The organism is Camelimonas sp. FR25 (assembly GCF_059740505.1).
Map to the genome: position 1 here is coordinate 165,833 of NZ_JCAWFG010000021.1, position 16,863 is coordinate 182,695.

Annotated in this window: 16 protein-coding genes and 1 tRNA gene; 5 read left to right on the top strand and 12 right to left on the bottom strand. The window is 66.4% G+C overall.

The window, feature by feature from the left end; translation table 11 throughout:
• Positions 1-99 precede the first annotated feature (99 nt).
• Both AC6A67_RS03365 and AC6A67_RS03370 read left to right on the top strand, forming a co-directional pair.
• Positions 100-480, top strand: a complete 381-nt coding sequence (locus tag AC6A67_RS03365) for a cupin domain-containing protein (RefSeq protein WP_498035143.1) — start codon at positions 100-102, stop codon at positions 478-480.
• A gap of 77 nt (positions 481-557) precedes the next feature.
• Positions 558-1,946 (top strand): amidase, encoded by a 1,389-nt coding sequence (locus AC6A67_RS03370; protein WP_498035144.1) that lies wholly within the window; start codon positions 558-560, stop codon positions 1,944-1,946.
• Between the two features lie 171 nt (positions 1,947-2,117).
• On the opposite strand, the gene AC6A67_RS03375 is transcribed toward AC6A67_RS03370, so the two are convergent.
• The 7 genes from AC6A67_RS03375 to AC6A67_RS03405 form a co-directional block, all read right to left on the bottom strand.
• Positions 2,118-2,786: an antibiotic biosynthesis monooxygenase family protein gene (locus tag AC6A67_RS03375; RefSeq protein ID WP_498035145.1), complete on the bottom strand. Its 669-nt coding sequence runs from the start codon at positions 2,784-2,786 to the stop codon at positions 2,118-2,120.
• 326 nt (positions 2,787-3,112) lie between these two features.
• The gene (locus tag AC6A67_RS03380; RefSeq protein ID WP_498035146.1) at positions 3,113-3,805 is read right to left on the bottom strand and encodes a DUF2848 domain-containing protein; all 693 of its coding nucleotides are present in this window, start codon (positions 3,803-3,805) and stop codon (positions 3,113-3,115) included.
• A 264-nt stretch (positions 3,806-4,069) separates the two neighbouring features.
• A complete protein-coding gene (locus AC6A67_RS03385; RefSeq protein ID WP_498035147.1) occupies positions 4,070-5,248 on the bottom strand; it encodes an ABC transporter substrate-binding protein in 1,179 nt (392 codons plus the stop codon).
• A 181-nt stretch (positions 5,249-5,429) separates the two neighbouring features.
• On the bottom strand, positions 5,430-6,146 hold the full coding sequence (locus AC6A67_RS03390) for an ABC transporter ATP-binding protein (RefSeq protein ID WP_498035148.1): 717 nt from the start codon (positions 6,144-6,146) through the stop codon (positions 5,430-5,432).
• Between the two features lie 3 nt (positions 6,147-6,149).
• On the bottom strand, positions 6,150-6,947 hold the full coding sequence (locus AC6A67_RS03395) for an ABC transporter ATP-binding protein (protein ID WP_498035149.1): 798 nt from the start codon (positions 6,945-6,947) through the stop codon (positions 6,150-6,152).
• Entirely contained in the window at positions 6,947-7,783 is an 837-nt protein-coding gene (locus tag AC6A67_RS03400; RefSeq protein ID WP_498035150.1) for a branched-chain amino acid ABC transporter permease, read from the bottom strand. The genes AC6A67_RS03395 and AC6A67_RS03400 overlap by 1 nt, the downstream gene beginning before the upstream one ends.
• Positions 7,783-8,655 carry a branched-chain amino acid ABC transporter permease gene (locus AC6A67_RS03405; protein ID WP_498035151.1) on the bottom strand — a complete coding sequence of 291 codons (873 nt, stop codon included), beginning with the start codon at positions 8,653-8,655 and terminating at the stop codon, positions 7,783-7,785. The genes AC6A67_RS03400 and AC6A67_RS03405 overlap by 1 nt, the downstream gene beginning before the upstream one ends.
• 530 nt (positions 8,656-9,185) lie before the next feature.
• Between AC6A67_RS03405 and msrB the strand changes: the two genes are divergently transcribed.
• Entirely contained in the window at positions 9,186-9,680 is a 495-nt protein-coding gene (gene msrB, locus AC6A67_RS03410; protein ID WP_498035152.1) for a peptide-methionine (R)-S-oxide reductase MsrB, read from the top strand.
• A gap of 4 nt (positions 9,681-9,684) precedes the next feature.
• Positions 9,685-11,613: a redoxin domain-containing protein gene (locus AC6A67_RS03415; protein WP_498035153.1), complete on the top strand. Its 1,929-nt coding sequence runs from the start codon at positions 9,685-9,687 to the stop codon at positions 11,611-11,613.
• Positions 11,614-11,672: 59 nt separating this feature from the next.
• On the opposite strand, the gene AC6A67_RS03420 is transcribed toward AC6A67_RS03415, so the two are convergent.
• The 5 genes from AC6A67_RS03420 to AC6A67_RS03440 form a co-directional block, all read right to left on the bottom strand.
• A complete protein-coding gene (locus AC6A67_RS03420) occupies positions 11,673-12,080 on the bottom strand; it encodes a hypothetical protein (protein WP_498035154.1) in 408 nt (135 codons plus the stop codon).
• A 733-nt stretch (positions 12,081-12,813) separates the two neighbouring features.
• On the bottom strand, positions 12,814-13,629 hold the full coding sequence (locus AC6A67_RS03425; protein ID WP_498035155.1) for an enoyl-CoA hydratase/isomerase family protein: 816 nt from the start codon (positions 13,627-13,629) through the stop codon (positions 12,814-12,816).
• Between the two features lie 122 nt (positions 13,630-13,751).
• A complete protein-coding gene (locus AC6A67_RS03430; protein ID WP_498035156.1) occupies positions 13,752-14,054 on the bottom strand; it encodes a PAAR domain-containing protein in 303 nt (100 codons plus the stop codon).
• A gap of 272 nt (positions 14,055-14,326) precedes the next feature.
• Positions 14,327-14,494, bottom strand: a complete 168-nt coding sequence (locus tag AC6A67_RS03435; RefSeq protein WP_498035157.1) for a hypothetical protein — start codon at positions 14,492-14,494, stop codon at positions 14,327-14,329.
• A gap of 589 nt (positions 14,495-15,083) precedes the next feature.
• Positions 15,084-15,159, bottom strand: a tRNA-Phe gene (locus AC6A67_RS03440).
• A gap of 463 nt (positions 15,160-15,622) precedes the next feature.
• On the opposite strand from AC6A67_RS03440, the gene AC6A67_RS03445 reads away from it, so the two are divergent.
• Complete coding sequence (locus AC6A67_RS03445; protein ID WP_498035158.1) at positions 15,623-16,816, top strand: ABC transporter substrate-binding protein; 1,194 nt, start codon at positions 15,623-15,625, stop codon at positions 16,814-16,816.
• Positions 16,817-16,863: the final 47 nt, after the last annotated feature.

Here is a 16,863-nt window from a genome sequence, read left to right on the forward strand (position 1 = left end):
CTGCGGCGGCGACGATCACGGTTTCAGGGTCTGCGCGCAGGCCCCTTGCGATTGACGATCAGGCGCTCGTTCAGGCGCGGGATGGTCAGGAGGTTCACCATGGCGGTCAACAAGACGCACGACGAATTCTACACCCTCGACATGGACGCCGGCTGGGAAGTGCCGACTGGCTATCCCACGGGCATCAAGCAGAAGATTCTCTCCGGCGCGCTGGATGAGGAGAACAGGGCGGGCACGCGCACGCGTCTGCTGAAGTTCGACGCCGGCACCTTCACCACGGCCCCCTTCGTGCACGAGTATTGGGAAGAAGTGTTCCTGGTCTCGGGCGATCTGACGGTTGGCAATGACGTCAATGGCGAAGGCGGCGAATCCTTCCAGCCCTTCACTTACGCCTGCCGGCCGCCAGGCGCCTGGCACGGCCCGTTCAAGTCCGAGAACGGCTGCCTGCTGCTCGAGATCCATTACTTCGACCCGGCCTGATCAGCCATAAGCCCCGGGCCGCCTGCCATTGGCCTGGCGGCCCTGCTGACGTCTCGCCTGCATCTGCGGAGCACTCCATGTCTGCCACACGGCCCCATCTCTCCCGGCCCACGCTCGTCAGCCTGGCCCACGCCCTAGCCAGCGGCGCCGTGACCTCGCGCCAGCTGGTCGAGCAGTGCCTTGCGCGCATTAAGGCGCCAGACGGCGAGGGCGCGCGTGCTTTCGTCTCGGTGGCGGCCGAGGCGGCGCTCAAGGCGGCTGACGCCATGGACGCGCTGCGTGCTGCGGGCGCAGAGCCCACGCCGTTCGCTGGCATCCCCTTCGCCACCAAGGATTTGTTCGACGTGCGCGGCGAGGTCACCACGGCAGGCTCGCGCGTGTTGTCCGACAGCGCGCCCGCCGTGCAGGACGCGACGGCGGTGGCCCGGCTGCGCGCCGCTGGCTTCATTCACATTGGCCGCACCAATATGACCGAGTTCGCTTATTCCGGCCTCGGCATGAACCCGCATTATGGTAATCCGCGCACGCCGTGGCGGCGTGAGGAGGGCCATGTGTCGGGCGGTTCAACCTCAGGCGGCGCGGTGGCGGTGGCCGATGGCATGGCCTTTGCGGCGCTCGGCACCGACACCGGCGGCTCCTGCCGTATTCCGGCGGCGTTCTGTGGCATCGTCGGCTTCAAGCCCACGGCGGAGCGCGTGCCGCAGGACGGCTGCCTGCCGCTGTCGCAGAGCCTCGATTCGATCGGCCCGCTGGCCGCCTCGGTAGAATGCTGCGCCATTCTCGACGCCATTCTGGCGGGCGAGGCGCTGTATGAGCTGGAGCCGGCCAGCCTGTCCGGCCTGCGTATCGCCGTGCTGCGCACGGTGGCCATGGATGGCCTCGACCCGGATGTGGCCGTGGCTTTCGCCGCCGCGCTCGAAGATTTGTCGGCGGCCGGGGTCTCTATTACCGAGATCGACGCGCCAGAGCTGGCTGAAATCGCCGACATGAACAGCAAGGGCGGCTTCACCGCCGCCGAGAGCTACGCCTGGCACCGCGAATTGATCGACGCCCGCGCCGATGGCTACGATCCGCGCGTGGTGGGCCGCATCCGGCGTGGCCAGGAGCAGAGCGCCGCTGATTACATCGCGCTGCAGGGCCAGCGCCTGTCGATCATGGAGCGGGCCACGGCGCGTTTCGCCGCCTTCGACGCGGTGGTGTTCCCCACCGTCGCCATGCTGCCGCCGCGCATCGCCGATCTCGGCGAGACGCCGCAGGCCGATGGCGACGTCACCTACACCAGGGCCAATCTGCTGGCGCTGCGTAACGCCACGCTCATCAATGTCATCGACGGCTGCGCCATCTCGCTGCCTATCGGCCCGCAGGACGGCCCACCCGTCGGCCTGACCATCGCTGGCATCGAAGGCGACGATCACAATATTCTCGCCATCGCCGCTGGCGTCGAAGCGCTGCTGCGCAAGGGCTGACGCCACGGCCCGATGCACTTGAGCCATCGGGATCTGGTATGAGACAGGCGCGGCGCGCCACCGCCATTCACGGTTCCCGCCAGCCGGCCCTTCCAGGCTGTCGGGTCAAGGAAAACGCGGCCCCCGCACGGGCCGCGTTTTCTTTTTGGCGTCAGGACTGGCTCGCTCGCCTCACCGGCGCGCCGCCTCCGGAAAATATTGCGGGGCCTCGACGCGGTTGAACATGCCGTAGTCGCGATAGACTTCGATCACCCGCACCGTGCTCACCTCTGGCGCCTGCGCCAGCTGTCGGGCGAGGGCGGTCGCCGCCTCAGCGTCGGGCGTGTCGAACAGATGGGCGTAGCTGCCCTCCTGGTATTTGCTGGCGAAGGCCTCGTGGCCGTTGGCCGCTGCGACAGGGGCGCTTTCCGACGCTGAAGGTGACGCAGGGGAGGCTGACGGCGGCGCGGCTGTGCTGGCGTTGCAGGCGACGAGCCAGGTCGACGGCCGGCGGGCCGGGTCGTTCCAGGCAGCGGGCGCGGCGGCGCGGGCCGTTTCAGCCCCGCCTGTCAGTTCCAGCGCCAGCTGGCCGACGCGGATGCGATAGTCGTTAAACACCTGGTCGCGGCCCTTGGCCTGCACCTGATGGTGATGATGCTGTGCCCGCCAGGCGGTCATCGCGCCCTCGTCGCGCCACACCTGGTAGGAGAGCAGCAGGCGCGGCCGCGACAGGCTGACGAAGCGCTCGATGTACAGGCAGCCGCCATTGTCGGCCAGGGCAGGCCGCAGGCTCATGGCGAGGTCCATATAGACGTCGGTCAGGCCTTCACGGATATCGACTTCGAACAATTGGCAGATCATCGGGCGCCCCTGGCAATGCTGTCGTGCGCACTGTGGCAGACCTGGCCTCAGGCGTCATTGCCAGAGGCTGGGCGCGGCAAGCCCATCCTGCGCCAATTTTCCTCCCTGCGCAGCCATGTAGCGCGGGGCGCCTGAAACAATGGCTGGCGGGGGCGTTGCGTGCGCGCCAGACCCACGAAAAACGGGGCGGACCACTGGCCCGCCCCGTCAATAGCTCAAGATTACGCCTGCCAGAGCGCCCAGCCGCCGCATCTGAGTGCTTCAAGATGCAGGCGCCGCACGGGCTTAATCAGAACCCGATCTGTCATGCGCATCGGGTTCTGGCGTCAGCCGAATACCGGCAGCTCCACCACGTCATAGGCGTGGCTGATCTTGCGGCCGAGCACCGGGTTCTCGATCTCCATCTCGAAGCGCGAGGCGGTGCGGATGCCGCCGATGGCGGCGAGGGTGCCGCAGAACATGGCCGAACCATTGGCGAGGTCAGCGTCGCCGCTGTAGCCGGCGCGGATCTCCTCCGGCGGCAGCATGGCGGTCACCGGGCCCTGCTGATACAGCACGCGCTCGCCATTGATCGTCGCCCAGGAGCGCAGGATCAGCTCGTCCCAATGCGGCAGCACGTCGGCCAGCAGCCACAGGTCGCGGCTGATGGGCTTGTCGCAGAGCTGCTTGGAGACGGTGACGCCATAGGCCTCGACAACACGGTCGGTGTGGTCCGAGCCAATGCCGAGATAGCGCTCGCCCGCCGCCTCAAGCAGCATGAATTCGACTTCGCCGCTGGAATCCGAGCCGGTGCATTCGATCACCGGCGCCTGGGTGAGGCGGGCGGTGGCGGCGCGATAATAGATCGGCGTCGAGGCCGGACGCTTCACGCCAAGCTCTTCCAGCTCGACGATGTGCTTCTCAAGCGCGACGCGATCGCGGCCAGTCCAGCCGGCGATAATGAAATTATTGACGGTGAGCGCGACGCTCTCGGCGCCGTCGCGACGATGCACGGTGAAGGTAAGGTTCTGGGCGGACATCAGTTGATCCCTGGGCGGCGCCTGCGTCGGCTTCTGCGGGCGCATGGGGGCCTGTCTCGAACAAAGCCGGCGCCGCCTGCGCCTGAGGGCGGCGCTACGGCAGGGCCGGGCCAACGGTTACGGCCGGAGGCAGAACCTCCGGCCGCAGTGCGCCAGAACGCATCCATCGAGGGGGGGAAGAGGGATGCGCCTGGCTATGGCGTGTGCGGACCTCGCCACAACCCCGCGAGCCAGGCCCATCGGGGTTCTGACAGGGGCGCGCCCTTACTCAGGCTTGCGGGTGTCGAACAGGTTCCACTTGCCGCCCTTAACGTCGATCACATAGATCGGCTTGACGCTGTCGCCGTCGACGAAGGAGATCTCGCCTTCAAGCGCCGGGAACTTCTTCAGGCCAGCCACCTTGTCACGGATGATGGTGCGCTCTTCAGCCAGCTTGGCCTTGTCGCCGGTGACGCCGCCCTGCTTCATCGCTTCTGCGTAGATCAGCACGATGTCATAGGCCGAGGCGTCCATCTGGTTCGGGTCGTGGCGGTTCAGGCCAGCCGCCCTGGTGCGCTCGCCGAACTCCTTGGTGAAGGCGCGGGCGCCATCGTCCACATCGTGGAAGAAGGTGGTGCCGATGGTCAGGCCTTCGCCAGCGCCGTCCATGCGCTTCGGCAGCTCCGGGTCGGCGATGGTGGTGCCGCCGACGACGCGAGCCTCAAGACCCTGGCGCTTCATCTCGCGGGCGAGATTGATCGCGCCTTCCGGCGGCGAGCCGATGCCGATGACGTCAGGCGCCATGCGCTTCAGCTGCGACACCTGGGGGGAGAGGTCGAAGGCGGCGAACTGGAAGTCCACCGAGCCCTTCAGCTCCGTGCCATAGGTCTTGAACAGCTCAGGCACCACCTTGGTGCCGATGGACTTCGACACGGTGTCGTCGGTGGCGAACGCCGCCGCGCCGGCCTTGATCGGCAGGCCCTTGTCCTTCAGCGACGCCATCACGGCGTCAATGGCCTTGCCCTCGTCCACGGTGTTGCGGAAGGCGTAGGTGAAGCCCTTGGTCAGGCCCGGCGCCGAGGACGAGTTCGACATCACCGAAATGCCGGAACGCTCGCCCAGTGGGAAGGCCGTGCGCACTTCCGAGGAAGAGAACGGGCCGATGACGGCGAGCGCGCCGCTGTCATTGGCGAACTGGCGCAGGCCAGTGGCGGCCTGCTTGGGGTCGCCGGCGGTGTCGAAGGTCACCACCTTGATCTTCTTGCCATTGACGCCGCCAGCGGCGTTGATCTTCTCAACCGCCATGTTCACGGCGACTTCATTGGTGTTGGCCAGGCTGACAAACGGGCCGCTCTTGGCGGTGAGGAAGCCGAGAACCAGTTCGTCCTGGGCCTGGGCGCCGGTGACGCCGAGCACCAGCGCGAGGGCCGTCGCAGTCGCAACGCCGGGAAGTGCAAACTTCATTGACCGTCTCCTTCAGGACCTGCGCCGCCATGGGTGCGCGGCGCGGTCTTTTGCCTCTGGATGTTGTTGCTGACGTCGCCGCTCATGCGAGACGGTCGCGCCGGTTGCTCCGTCGCCGGACCTTCCTGGTCCGACGGCTGATTGATGTTCGCCCCTATGGCGAGGGCGCCGTTGGCGCTGGTCAGTGACCGTCGCCGAGATAGGCCTCGCGCAGGCGCGGGTCGGCGGCCAGCGCCGCCGGATCGCCCGCCATCACCACGCGGCCGAGTTCGAGCACCGTGGCGTGATGGGCGACGCCCAGCGCCTTGCCGGTGTTCTGCTCGACCAGCAAAATGGTCAGACCCTGGCCATTGAGCTCGCGGATCAGTTCGAACAGCTTCTGGACGAACAGCGGGGAGAGGCCGAGCGACGGCTCGTCGAGCAGCATCAGGCGCGGCTTGGCCATCATCGAGCGACCGATGGCCAGCATCTGCTGTTCGCCGCCCGACAGGCAGGACGCCAGCATGTGGCGACGCTCGGCCAGATTGGGGAAGCGCTCGTAGATCGCCTCCATCTCGTGGCGGATATTGGCCTGGTCATTGCGCATATGCGCGCCGAGCAGCAGGTTTTCCTCGATCGACAGCGAGATCAGCACGCGACGGCCTTCTGGCACCAGCGAGATGCCGCGCGCGATGCGCTCATGGGTCTGCTTGCCGGAAATATCCTCGCCGTCGAAAGCGACTCCGCCGGACTTCGCCGGCACCGCGCCGATGATCGCCTTGAGCAGCGTGCTCTTGCCAGCGCCATTGGCGCCCAGCACCGTGACGATCTCGCCCTGGCCGACCTTGAGATCGACCGCCGACAGCGCGGTGACGCGGCCGTAATTGACCGAGATGTTTGAGACTTCGAGCAGGGCCATGGCTCAGACCTCCTCATCGCCGATATAGGCGCGGCGCACTTCCGGATGTTGCTGCACCACGGACAGCGGGCCCTCGGTGATCTTCTCGCCGAAGTTCAGCACCACGACATTGCTGCAAATGCTGCCGACGAAATGCATGTCATGCTCGACGATCACCAGCGTCAGCCCCTTGGCCACAAGGGCGTTGAGGTGGTCACGCAGGTCGTTGGTCTCGCTGGGGTTGAGGCCAGCGGCCGGCTCGTCGAGCAGCAGGATATTGGCGCCGGCCAAAGTGGCGCGGACCAGGTCGATGCGCTTGCGCACGCCATAGGGCAGGCCACTCACCATCTCGTCGGCATAGGCGCCCAGCCCATTGTCCTCGAGGGCGGCGCGCGCCTCCTCTTTCCAGCGGTGATTGGGGAACAGCCGGTAGGGGGTCAGCAGATCCTTGAGCGACGAGGCCCGGATGTGCTGGCCGACCAGCAGATTCTCCAGCACCGACAGATGGTCCATCAGGCGCACGTTCTGGAAGCTGCGGGCGATGCCGCAGCTGATGCGCTTGCGCGACGGCATGTGGGTGACGTCGACGCCATTGACGTTGACCGTGCCCGTGTCGACCGGATAGACGCCGCTGACCAGATTGAACACGGTGGTCTTGCCGGCGCCATTGGGGCCGATCAGCGCCGTCGCCTGGCCGCGATGGGCGTCGAAGCTCAGATCGCGGATGGCGTGCACGCCGGCGAAGGACTTGGACAGGCCGCTGACCGACAGCGCCACGGCGCTCTCAGCCGCGACGGCGGCAGGGGAGAGGGAACTGGCCATCACGACGCCTCCCTGGAACGACGGCGGAACTGGAACAGCGAGGTGGTGATCAGACCCTGTGGGCGGATGGCCATGAACAGGATGATGCAGGCGGCGAAGATGGCGTAGCGCCACTGGTCGCCGAAGCGGAACAGCTCAGGCATCAGCGTGAAGAACAGCGCGCCGGCAAGGGGCCCCCAGATGGTCTGCGTGCCGCCGAACAGCACGTAGAGCACGGTGAACACGCTGAGCAGCACGTTGAAGTACTGGGCCTCGACGAAGTTGAAGTGCAGGGCGTAGAAGGCGCCGCCGAAGCCGGCCACCATGGCGCCGAGCGCGAAGGCCGCCACCTGAATGCCGCGTACCGAGACGCCCATCAGATCGGTGACGGTCGGGTCGCTCTTCACGGCGGTGAGGTAGAGCGCGAAACGTGTGCGCGACAGATACAGCATCACCAGCACCACGCCGCCCGCCGCAGCGAATACGGCCGAAGGACCTGCGTAAGCGGTGAGGGTGTAGCCGGCTGCGCCGCCAACCACATCGAGGTTGAGGAACACGGCCGAGATCACCTGGCCGAGGGCGAAGGTCGCCAGCGCCAGATAGATGCCGTGGGTGCGCAGCACCGGGATGCCGATGATCAGGCCGACGAGGCCAGCGGCCGCAGCGGCGGTGGGCACGGCGGCCAGCATCGACCAGCCATATTCATTGGTCAGGAACGCCGCGCCATAGGCGCCGATGGCCATGAAGCCGGCGATGCCGAGGTTGAGCTGGCCCGCAGCCATCGGCAGATACACTGCGTAGGCGGCGATGATGTTGAAACACAGGACGACGAGGACGCCAGTGACGTAGCCGCTCATCACAGCTTCTCCCTTGCCGGAGGCTTGCCGAGCAGGCCCTGCGGACGAATGATCAGGATCAGGAGCAGGAGGCCGTAGACGGTGATGTTGACCACGTCTGCGCCGATGAAGGTGATGGACAGCACTTCGGCGAGGCCGATCAGCAGCCCGCCAATGACGCTGCCCCAGATGGAGCCCATGCCGCCGATGATCATGGCGGCGACGCCCTTGAAGCCCGGGCCTTCGCCCATATAGGGGCCGACCTGCTGGTAATTGATGGCGAACAGGATGCCGCCGATGGCCGCGAGCAGGGCGCTGGCGACGAATAGCTGCGGCACGAGGCTGCGGATGTTGACGCCGAGCAGCTGGGCGGTCTCGCGGTTTTCAGCCACCGTGCGGATGCGACGGCCGGCGTTGGTGCGCTTGAGGAACCACGACAGCCAGGCGACCAGCGCCACGGAGATGACCAGCGAAATGATCTGGGCGATGCCGATGACCAGACCGCCGATGCGCAGGTTCATGTCGGGCAGCAGCGCCGGAAACGCCTGCTGGTCCGAGCCATATTGCACCAGCATGATGTTCTCGAGCAGCACCAGAAAGCCGAGCGACGACACAAGGGGCACATCAGCTTCTGATTTTTCACCGCGTCGGTAGGCCAGTCTTTCCACCAGGAGCGATATCAGCGCGGCGAGGAACAGCGCGCCGCCGATGGCGAAGAACCAGGGCCAGCCAATCTTCATGAAGCCGTAAGTGGCCATGCCGCCGATCATGAACAGGCCAGGCAGGGAGAAATTAAGGAAGTTCAGGACGCCAATCGCCAGCGTGAAGGCGACCGCCACCAGCATGTAGATGGCGCCCAGCATGAGTCCGTTGATGAGCTGTTGCGTCAGCATGGCCAACCGATCGGTTAAGGAGAGCGTCGAGGGGAGATCGTCGCCGGAAATAGATTTGTAACTTAGCCATTATACAAAGATAAAATGCGTGACGTGTACAAGCCAAAAGTTGAAGCCCTCTTGCGGCTGTATGGAGCCGAAAGTATGGTCTAACGTATTGGTTTGAAACGAAATTATCTCTGAAATATCACTGTCGCATCACTGCCTGTCTGGCAGGCGGCAGGCGCCCAAAAAAGTGGCGCCGGGGGCGAATTGGGGTGTTATCCCCATGGCGCAGGTCTGTCCAGGTTGTCATCGTCACAGCCAGATGAGCGCCGGGATGGTCACATTTGGGCCAAATCTGCGGGTGCTGAGGGCCCGTGGAGCGCCGGTCGCGGCGTCAGACGAATCGGACAATGGTTGCTGGCCCGCGCCTTCGCCATGGCGGTTGGACGCCTCGGTTCGCCGCCTTTGTGATAACATTTTGCGCCAAGGTATTGTGGTCGCCTGACTGACGCGGACCTGCTCCGCCGAACCAGGGATGGCGCGCGATGTTGGCGAGACGTGAATTCCTGAGACTGTCGCTCCAGCTGGCGCTGGTCAGCGGCGTGGCGCGGACGGCGCAGGCCGGTGACGGCGGCTCCGCGGTGCGCCACAGCGAGGCGGAGTGGCGCCAGCGCCTGACGCCAGCGCAGTTTGAGGTGCTGCGCAAGGATGGCACGGAGCCGCCTGGCTCCAGCCCGCTGCTGCATGAGAAGCGGCGTGGCGTCTATGCCTGCGCCGGCTGCGACAATGAATTGTTCTCCTCCGCCGCCAAATATGACAGCGGCACTGGCTGGCCCAGTTCCACCGCGCCCGTGGCCGCCCAGGATGGGCGCGGCGTCGGCACGGCGACCGACCGTTCGTTAGGCATGGAGCGGGTCTCGGTGCATTGCGCCCGCTGCGGCGGTCATCTCGGCCACGTCTTCGATGATGGTCCGCCCCCGACAGGCAAACGCTATTGTATGAATGGCGTCGCCATGCGGTTCACGCCATTGCAGGGGTAGCGCCATGGAAATCTCGATCGGCCTGCTGGCGCTGGCGTGGCTTGGCGGGGCGCTGACCATCGTCAGCCCGTGCATTTTGCCGGTGTTGCCCTTCGTCTTCGCCCGCGCCGGCCGCCCCTTCCTCAGTAATGGCCTGCCGATGCTGGCGGGCATGGCGCTGACCTTTGCGCTGGTGGCGACGCTCGCCGCCGTGGCCGGCGGCTGGGCTGTGGCGGCTAATCATTATGGCCGGCTCGCCGCCATGGCCTTGCTGGCGCTGTTCGGGGTCATGCTGCTGTTCCCCGCGGTCGCTGAGCGACTGTCGCGGCCATTCGTGCGGCTGGGCGGCGCGCTAGCTGCGGCGGCGGATGGCGCCAGCGTTGACGTTGGAACGACCGGCGCCGCCAGTTCAGCGCGTGGCGTCGCCGCCTCGGCGTTGCTCGGCGTCGCCACCGGCTTGCTGTGGGCGCCCTGCGCCGGGCCGGTGCTGGGGCTGATCCTGACCGGGGCGGCGCTCAACAGCGCCAATGCCGGCACGACGCTGTTGCTCGCGGCGTTCGCCATCGGCGCCGCCTGCTCCCTTGCCCTGGCGCTGCTGGCCGGGAGCCGGGTGTTCGCCGCCATGAAACGATCGCTGGGCGCTGGCGAATGGCTGCGGCGTGGCCTCGGCGTCGCCGTGCTCGCCGGCGTCGCCGCTATCGCCACCGGCCTCGACACCGGCCTGCTCACCCGCCTGTCGCTAGCCTCGACCAGCGCGCTTGAAGAGCGACTTCTCGACCGGCTGAGCCCGGCCGCCGGTTCAGCCAGCGCCAACGCAGGCGGCCATAACGGGGCGGCCATGACAGGCTCAACTGCCATGACAGGTGGCCCGGCCATGACAGGCGGCCCGGCCATGACTGGCTCAACCGCCATGACAGGCTCACCGGCGATGACCGGCGATTCAGTCATGGCCACAAATCCAGCCAGTCAGGCTCCTCCGCGCCCCTCCGGTTTGCCGGATGAGGGCGCAGCGCCGGAGATCGACGGGGCGGTGGCCTGGCTCAACAGCCCGCCGCTGACGCTGGCGCAATTGCGCGGCAAGGTGGTGCTGGTCGATTTCTGGACCTATTCCTGCATCAACTGCCTGCGCGCCATGACCTATGTGAAAGCCTGGGCGGAGAAATACCGCGATCAGGGGCTGGTGGTGATTGGCGTGCACGCGCCGGAATTCGCCTTCGAGAAGAACCTCGACAATGTGCGCAAGGCGACGCGCGATCTGGGCGTCAGCTATCCGGTGGCCATTGACAATAATTACGCCATCTGGCGGGCGTTCAGGAATCGCTACTGGCCGGCGCATTATTTCATCGACGCCACGGGCCGGGTGCGCCACCACAAATTCGGCGAGGGCGACTATGCGCAATCCGAGGCGATCATCCAGCAATTGCTGACGGAGGCCGGGCATGCCCCCGCCGTTCCAGCCGGGACGGTGACGGCGCAGGGCCAGGGGGCCCAGGCGCCGGCGGACATGCAAACAGTCGGCTCACCCGAGACCTATCTTGGCTATGAGCGGGCCGAAAACTTCGTCTCGCCGCAGGGCGTGGCGGCGGATGCGTCGCGCCTCTACACCGATGGCAAGCCGCGTCTGAACGAGTGGGGGCTGAACGGCGCCTGGACGATTGGCAAGGAAGAGGCGCGGCTCGATGGGGCTGGCGGCTCCATCGTCTTCCGCTTCCAGGCGCGCGATCTGCATCTGGTGCTGGCCGATCCGGGCAAACCGGTGCGCTTTAAGGTACTGGTCGACGGCAAACCGCCTGGCGCCGACCATGGCGTCGATGTCAACGCCGCAGGCGAGGGCGTCGTCGATGGCCAGCGCCTGTACCAGCTGGTGCGGCAGCAGGACGGGGTCGCTGAACGCAGCTTCGAGATCCGCTTCGCCGAGCCGGGCGTCGCCGCTTACGCCTTCACCTTTGGCTAAGGCCGGGCGCCCGTCGCCGCCCGAGGGCTGGGCGGCGGCCGCCGCGCGTGCTTGCGCCGTCAGCGCGCCTGGATGCGGCTGTCGAACCATTGTTTCCATTGCGGCATGGCGCTGACGAAAGTGCCGCGATGGTCGGTGGCGCCGGTGGAGATCGCCGTCACCTTGTCATTGCCCATGGCGCGTTGCCAGGTCATCGGCAATTGCCCCAGCTCGGTGCGGATCACCTCGTCGGCCTCGCCGTAATAGGCGCGGGTCGGCGTCGCGATCACCCAGCGATAGGCTGTGGTCTGGGCCACCAGCCGGCCATAGGCGCTGCGGGCGAAGAACTCAGGATTGAAATACTCCGGCCGGACCAGCTTGTTGAGCGCAGTGGGAATGTCTGCGGCCTCGACTTTCTCGCGCAGATAGACCCGGCGCGCCGCGTCATAGGCGCCCTCGGTGAACAGGGCGCGGGCAAGGCCTGGCACATCGTAATAGTTCTCGAAGGAAAACCCGATGCATAGGTGACGCGATATAGCGCGACCGCGTTGGTCGCCGGGGTGATGCTGACGGCGGCGCTGGAGAACGCAGGCAGTTCTTCGGTCAGGATGGCGTTGAGGCGGGCGATGTCCCACCGGCCAATCAATTGATAGCTGACGCCCGAGCTGACCTTGATGGCCTCGCCGCCAGTCACGCCAGCCTGGCCAGCGGCGCCGCCGCCCTCCGCCGCACGGGATTGCGCGGACAGGATCTGCGCCGCCGGATCATGAGCCGGGGCGTTTGGCGACGGGGCGTCTTGCGCCGCAATCGCCGCCGCGGGCGCGAGGCACCAGGCCAAAGCGGCGAAGAGCCGCCAGCGCAACCGTATGATCATCCTGTCCTCACCACTTCGCCATCACCGGCATCACAATCCACGTCAGATGCGCCGGGCGCAGGAGCAGCACTCCCGCCGCTCTGTCTAAAGTGACAGCGCAAGCAGGCAGCAATGATCAAGGCGTCATCCGATATCGGTGGATCTGAGCGGGTCAATCTCCAGTCGCCTTAAAATGAATTGCGCATGAAATCTACCAGCTGTAGTGGCTGAGGTCGCAGCTTGCCGGGTAATATTGTGCGACGCCTTGCATTATCTCTGCACGGCGTCTGCAGATCGCGCTGTCTGCTCGCCGGGGCGCGCGGCGTCGGACTCATCTGCGAGGCCCCGGCGTTTCTCCGGTTCGTCACTCAGCCCGTGGCGCGGCGCGCCGGCAAGGCATAATGCGCCGGACGCTTTTCGAGAAAGGCTGTCATCGCCTCGGTGAAATCCGGACCCTCATCGCAGATGCGCTGGGCGTTGGCTTCCATATCCATCACCGCCAGCAGATCATTGACGCGCAAGGTGCGGTTGAGAGTCTGCTTGGTCATGCGCAGGCCCAGCGGCGCGGTGCGCAGCATCGGCCCGATCAACTCCTGCGCCGCCTCAGCCATGTCGGCATCGGCGGCGATGCGGTTGACCAGCCCGACCTCCTTGGCGCGGGCGGCGTCGATGAAGCTGCCCGTGTACATCAATTCGGTCGCCACCCCGAGGCCGACGAGGCGCGGCAGGAAATATGACAGGCCAAACTCGCAGCCCGAGCGGCCGAGCGCCACAAAGGCGTCATTCATCCGCATGCTGTCGCCAGCGACGCGCAGATCGGCGGCGAGCGCGATGCCCATGCCGCCGCCGCAGACCGGGCCATGCAGCAGCGCGATGATCGGCTGCGGGCAATCGCGCATGAGCCGGACGATGTCGAACAGGTGATAGCCAGGGCGCAGGGTGCCGCCGCCAGTGTCCATACCCGCGCCCTGCTGGTGCTCCTTGATGTCGAGCCCGGCGCAGAAGCCGCGACCAGCCCCCTGCAGCACCACGATGCGCACGCCATAATCCTGGGTGAGACCCTCGAAATAATGGCACAGCTCATCGACCATGCGGCCGGTGAGGGTGTTGAGTCGCTCGGGGCGGTTCAGCGTCAGCCAGTCCACGGCGCCATCCTGGCGGATGCTGATGGTCTGATAGTCCATGGGTTTCCTCTTTTGTTTTGATTGCGCCCGGTTCAGGCGATTGCCGCCGGCGCTTGCTGGGCGTCTTGTTGTGTGGCGCGCCCCCGCGTTCCATCCGACATTTCGGCGCGATGGGAAAGCGCCTAGCCGCCAATCAGCACGGTGGCGCAGCCCGGCCCGACGATTTTGCCCTGGCCGCAGGGGCCGTGCAGGCTGGCGTCGCCGACACGGGCGGCGGGCATGCCGGCGATGATCACCGAGGCCGACCCACCCGTCACCAGCGCCGGCGCCGGGCAGGGGCACATGGGCGTGGCGCAGGGCGTGGTGGTGTCACCAACGCGGGCGGCCGGCAGGCCGCCGATCAGCACGGCAGGGGCGCCGCTGACCAGCACCTGCACGCCGGATGCATGGGTGACAATGTCGCCAATTCGCGCCGCTATCGCCATAACGCTTCTCCCCATCGCCCGCTGCGCCCGGCGCCGCGCGATGCGGCGTGCCGAACAGCAAGGCGGACGCCGCCATGCAGGTGCGCCTGAGGCGCTGGCGAACCTGCCCCCTGCCAAACCCCGCCGCGACAAGCCTGTCCCCGACAGGAATCGTGGATGGCATGGGTCTCCAACAGTCTTTGCATGCACATCGTGCGGCGCTGACCATAGCGGCGACGGGGCGCAGCAAATACCGCCGTTCCGGGATGCAACACGCGCCAGTTCCGGCTGGATCACGCGTTTGACGCCCGGGCTCCGGCGCCTGGCTGCTGCTCCAGTCGGCGCTCCATGGCCGTCACCTGTCGCATGATGTCCTTGAGGAAGGGGGCGGTGATGCTGACATCAGCGGGGTGGCGGCGATTGGCGCCATAAAGGCCAGCTGGCGGAAGCGCGACCGCCACGAGCCCTGGCCTTCGCCAGCCGCGCACATCATCGCCCCGAGCGCCACCCAAAGCGTAACGGGCAGCTGCCCCAGCAGGAAACCAGCCAGCAATGGCGCGCCGACCGCTATCGCCGCCCGCACCGACCGCAGCCAGGGCCAGGCGGCCCTGTTGAGGCGGGAGATCTCACGAAACCAAGGAGCGGGCCTGATTGTCGCCACGTGCCATCCTGCTCGCCGAAACGTTTGCCACGGCGTAGCGTCATCCCCTCCCGACGCGCCGCCACAACTTTGCTAACGCACGGGCGCCATGGCTGCAAACAATGGTTGCAGTGAGCCGGGCGCGCAACTGTGACCCGCGCGCATCTGCAAGGGCGAGATTGATGGGCCAAGGTTAAAGGCGACCGGAGGGGGCAAGCGGAGAGGGGAAAGCGCAAGAAGTAAGAAGACAGGCGCAAGAGGCGCGTGCAGGGCGCGTACGCGCGCGGCGTCAGCGCATTACAGCCAGTAGCTGCCGACGCGATATGCGGTGACAATGTTGCTGACGAAGCTGGCGGCGACAAAGCTTGCTTTAAGGGAAATAAAACGACGGCGGCCACTTGCGAGGTAAGTGGTGCCCGGAGACGGATTTGAACCGCCGACACTGCGATTTTCAGTCGCATGCTCTACCAACTGAGCTATCCGGGCCCGCCCTGCAAGACCGTGTGGTCTGCGTCGGTGAGGTGGCTTATAGGCGCCGGCCCGGCTCGTGTCCAGTGGGGGGGAGGGGGAAACCATGCTGGCTATCCACAGCCAGTGGTTTTTGCGCTGAGGCTAAGGGGTGGGCCTGCGGGCAGGCCGTCGGCAATTGGTCGCAACAACTTCATCTAACTTATGCAGTTTCTTGACTCGCCGTCATGCCACAGCTAGCCGTCACAACAGGCGCCCGGCCTGTGGGTTTTTTGGGCGTTGGTGGAAAAATGCGCCGCGACGCGGTTGCTCTGGGTGAATAAGCGCCGCCTGCGCCAGCGGGCGTTGCGCTTTTTCGAGGAGCGTCGCATGCAGCGGCGCACATAACGGCAGGTTGGGGCCGCCCGCGCATGTCGCCAGACCAGCCCGGTCGCATGGCGCGGCGCAGGATGGCCGCCACCCAATGGGGGCTAGGCAGGCAATGAAAAAGACATTCCGGATCGCGGCGTTCACCGCCGCAGTGACCTTGAGCGTCAGCACGCTTGGACTTGTGGCTTCGGGCGTCGCCGCCTTCGCCGCCGACAAGGTGCGCATCGGCGTCACCGTGTCGAGCACCGGCCCCGCCGCCTCGCTGGGCATCCCGGAGGCCAACGCCGTGGCGCTGCTTAGCCGCGAAGTGGCGGGCCATCCGGTTGAATTCATCGTGCTCGATGACGCCACCGACACCACCAAGGGCGTCGCCAACATGCGCAAGTTCATCTCGGAAGAGAAGGTGGACGCTGTGGTTGGCTCGTCGGTCACCCCGGTGACCCTCGCCATGGTTGAGGTTGCCGCCGAGAACAAGGTGCCGGTGATCTCTCTGGCCGCCAATGCCAAGATCGTCGAGCCGATCGACGAGAAGAAGAAGTGGGCGTTCAAGACCCCGCAGAACGACCGCCTGATGGCCAAGGGCATCGCCGCCCATATGGCCGCCAATGGCGTGAAGTCGGTCGGTTTCATCGGCTTCACCGACGCCTATGGCGAAGGCTGGCTGGAAGAGATCAAGCCAGCGCTTGAGGCCAAGGGCATCAAGCTGGTCGCCGTTGAGCGCTACAACCGCCCCGACACCTCCGTCACCGGCCAGACGCTGAAGCTGCTGGCGGCGAAGCCTGACGCCGTGATGGTGGCTGGCGCCGGCACCCCGGCGGCGCTGCCGGCCCGCACGCTGAAGGAGCGCGGCTTCAAGGGCCCGATCTACCAGACCCATGGCGCGGCCAATAACGACTTCCTCCGCGTCGGCGGCAAGGATGTCGAAGGTTCGGTGCTGCCGGCTGGCCCGGTGCTGGTCGCCGACCAGCTACCCGACAATCACCCTTCGAAGCAGGTGGCGCAGAAGTTCGTCGCCGATTACGAGGCGAAATACGGCAAGGGCTCGATGTCGACCTTCGCCGCGCACATGTATGACGCGGGCCTGCTGCTGCAGGCGGCGATCCCGGAAGCGCTGAAGAAGGCCAAGCCCGGCACGCCGGAATTCCGTATCGCGCTGCGCGACGCCATCGAGAACGCCAAGGGCGTGGTTTACACCCAGGGCGTCGTCAATATGAGCCCCACCGACCACGTCGGCCAGGACGACACGGCGCGCGTCATGGTGCAGATCAAGGACGGCGGCTGGAAGCTGCTGCCGGACGCGAAGTAAGTCAGCAGGCGCAGGGGAGCGGCGCACGGCGTCGCGGCCCTGCATGC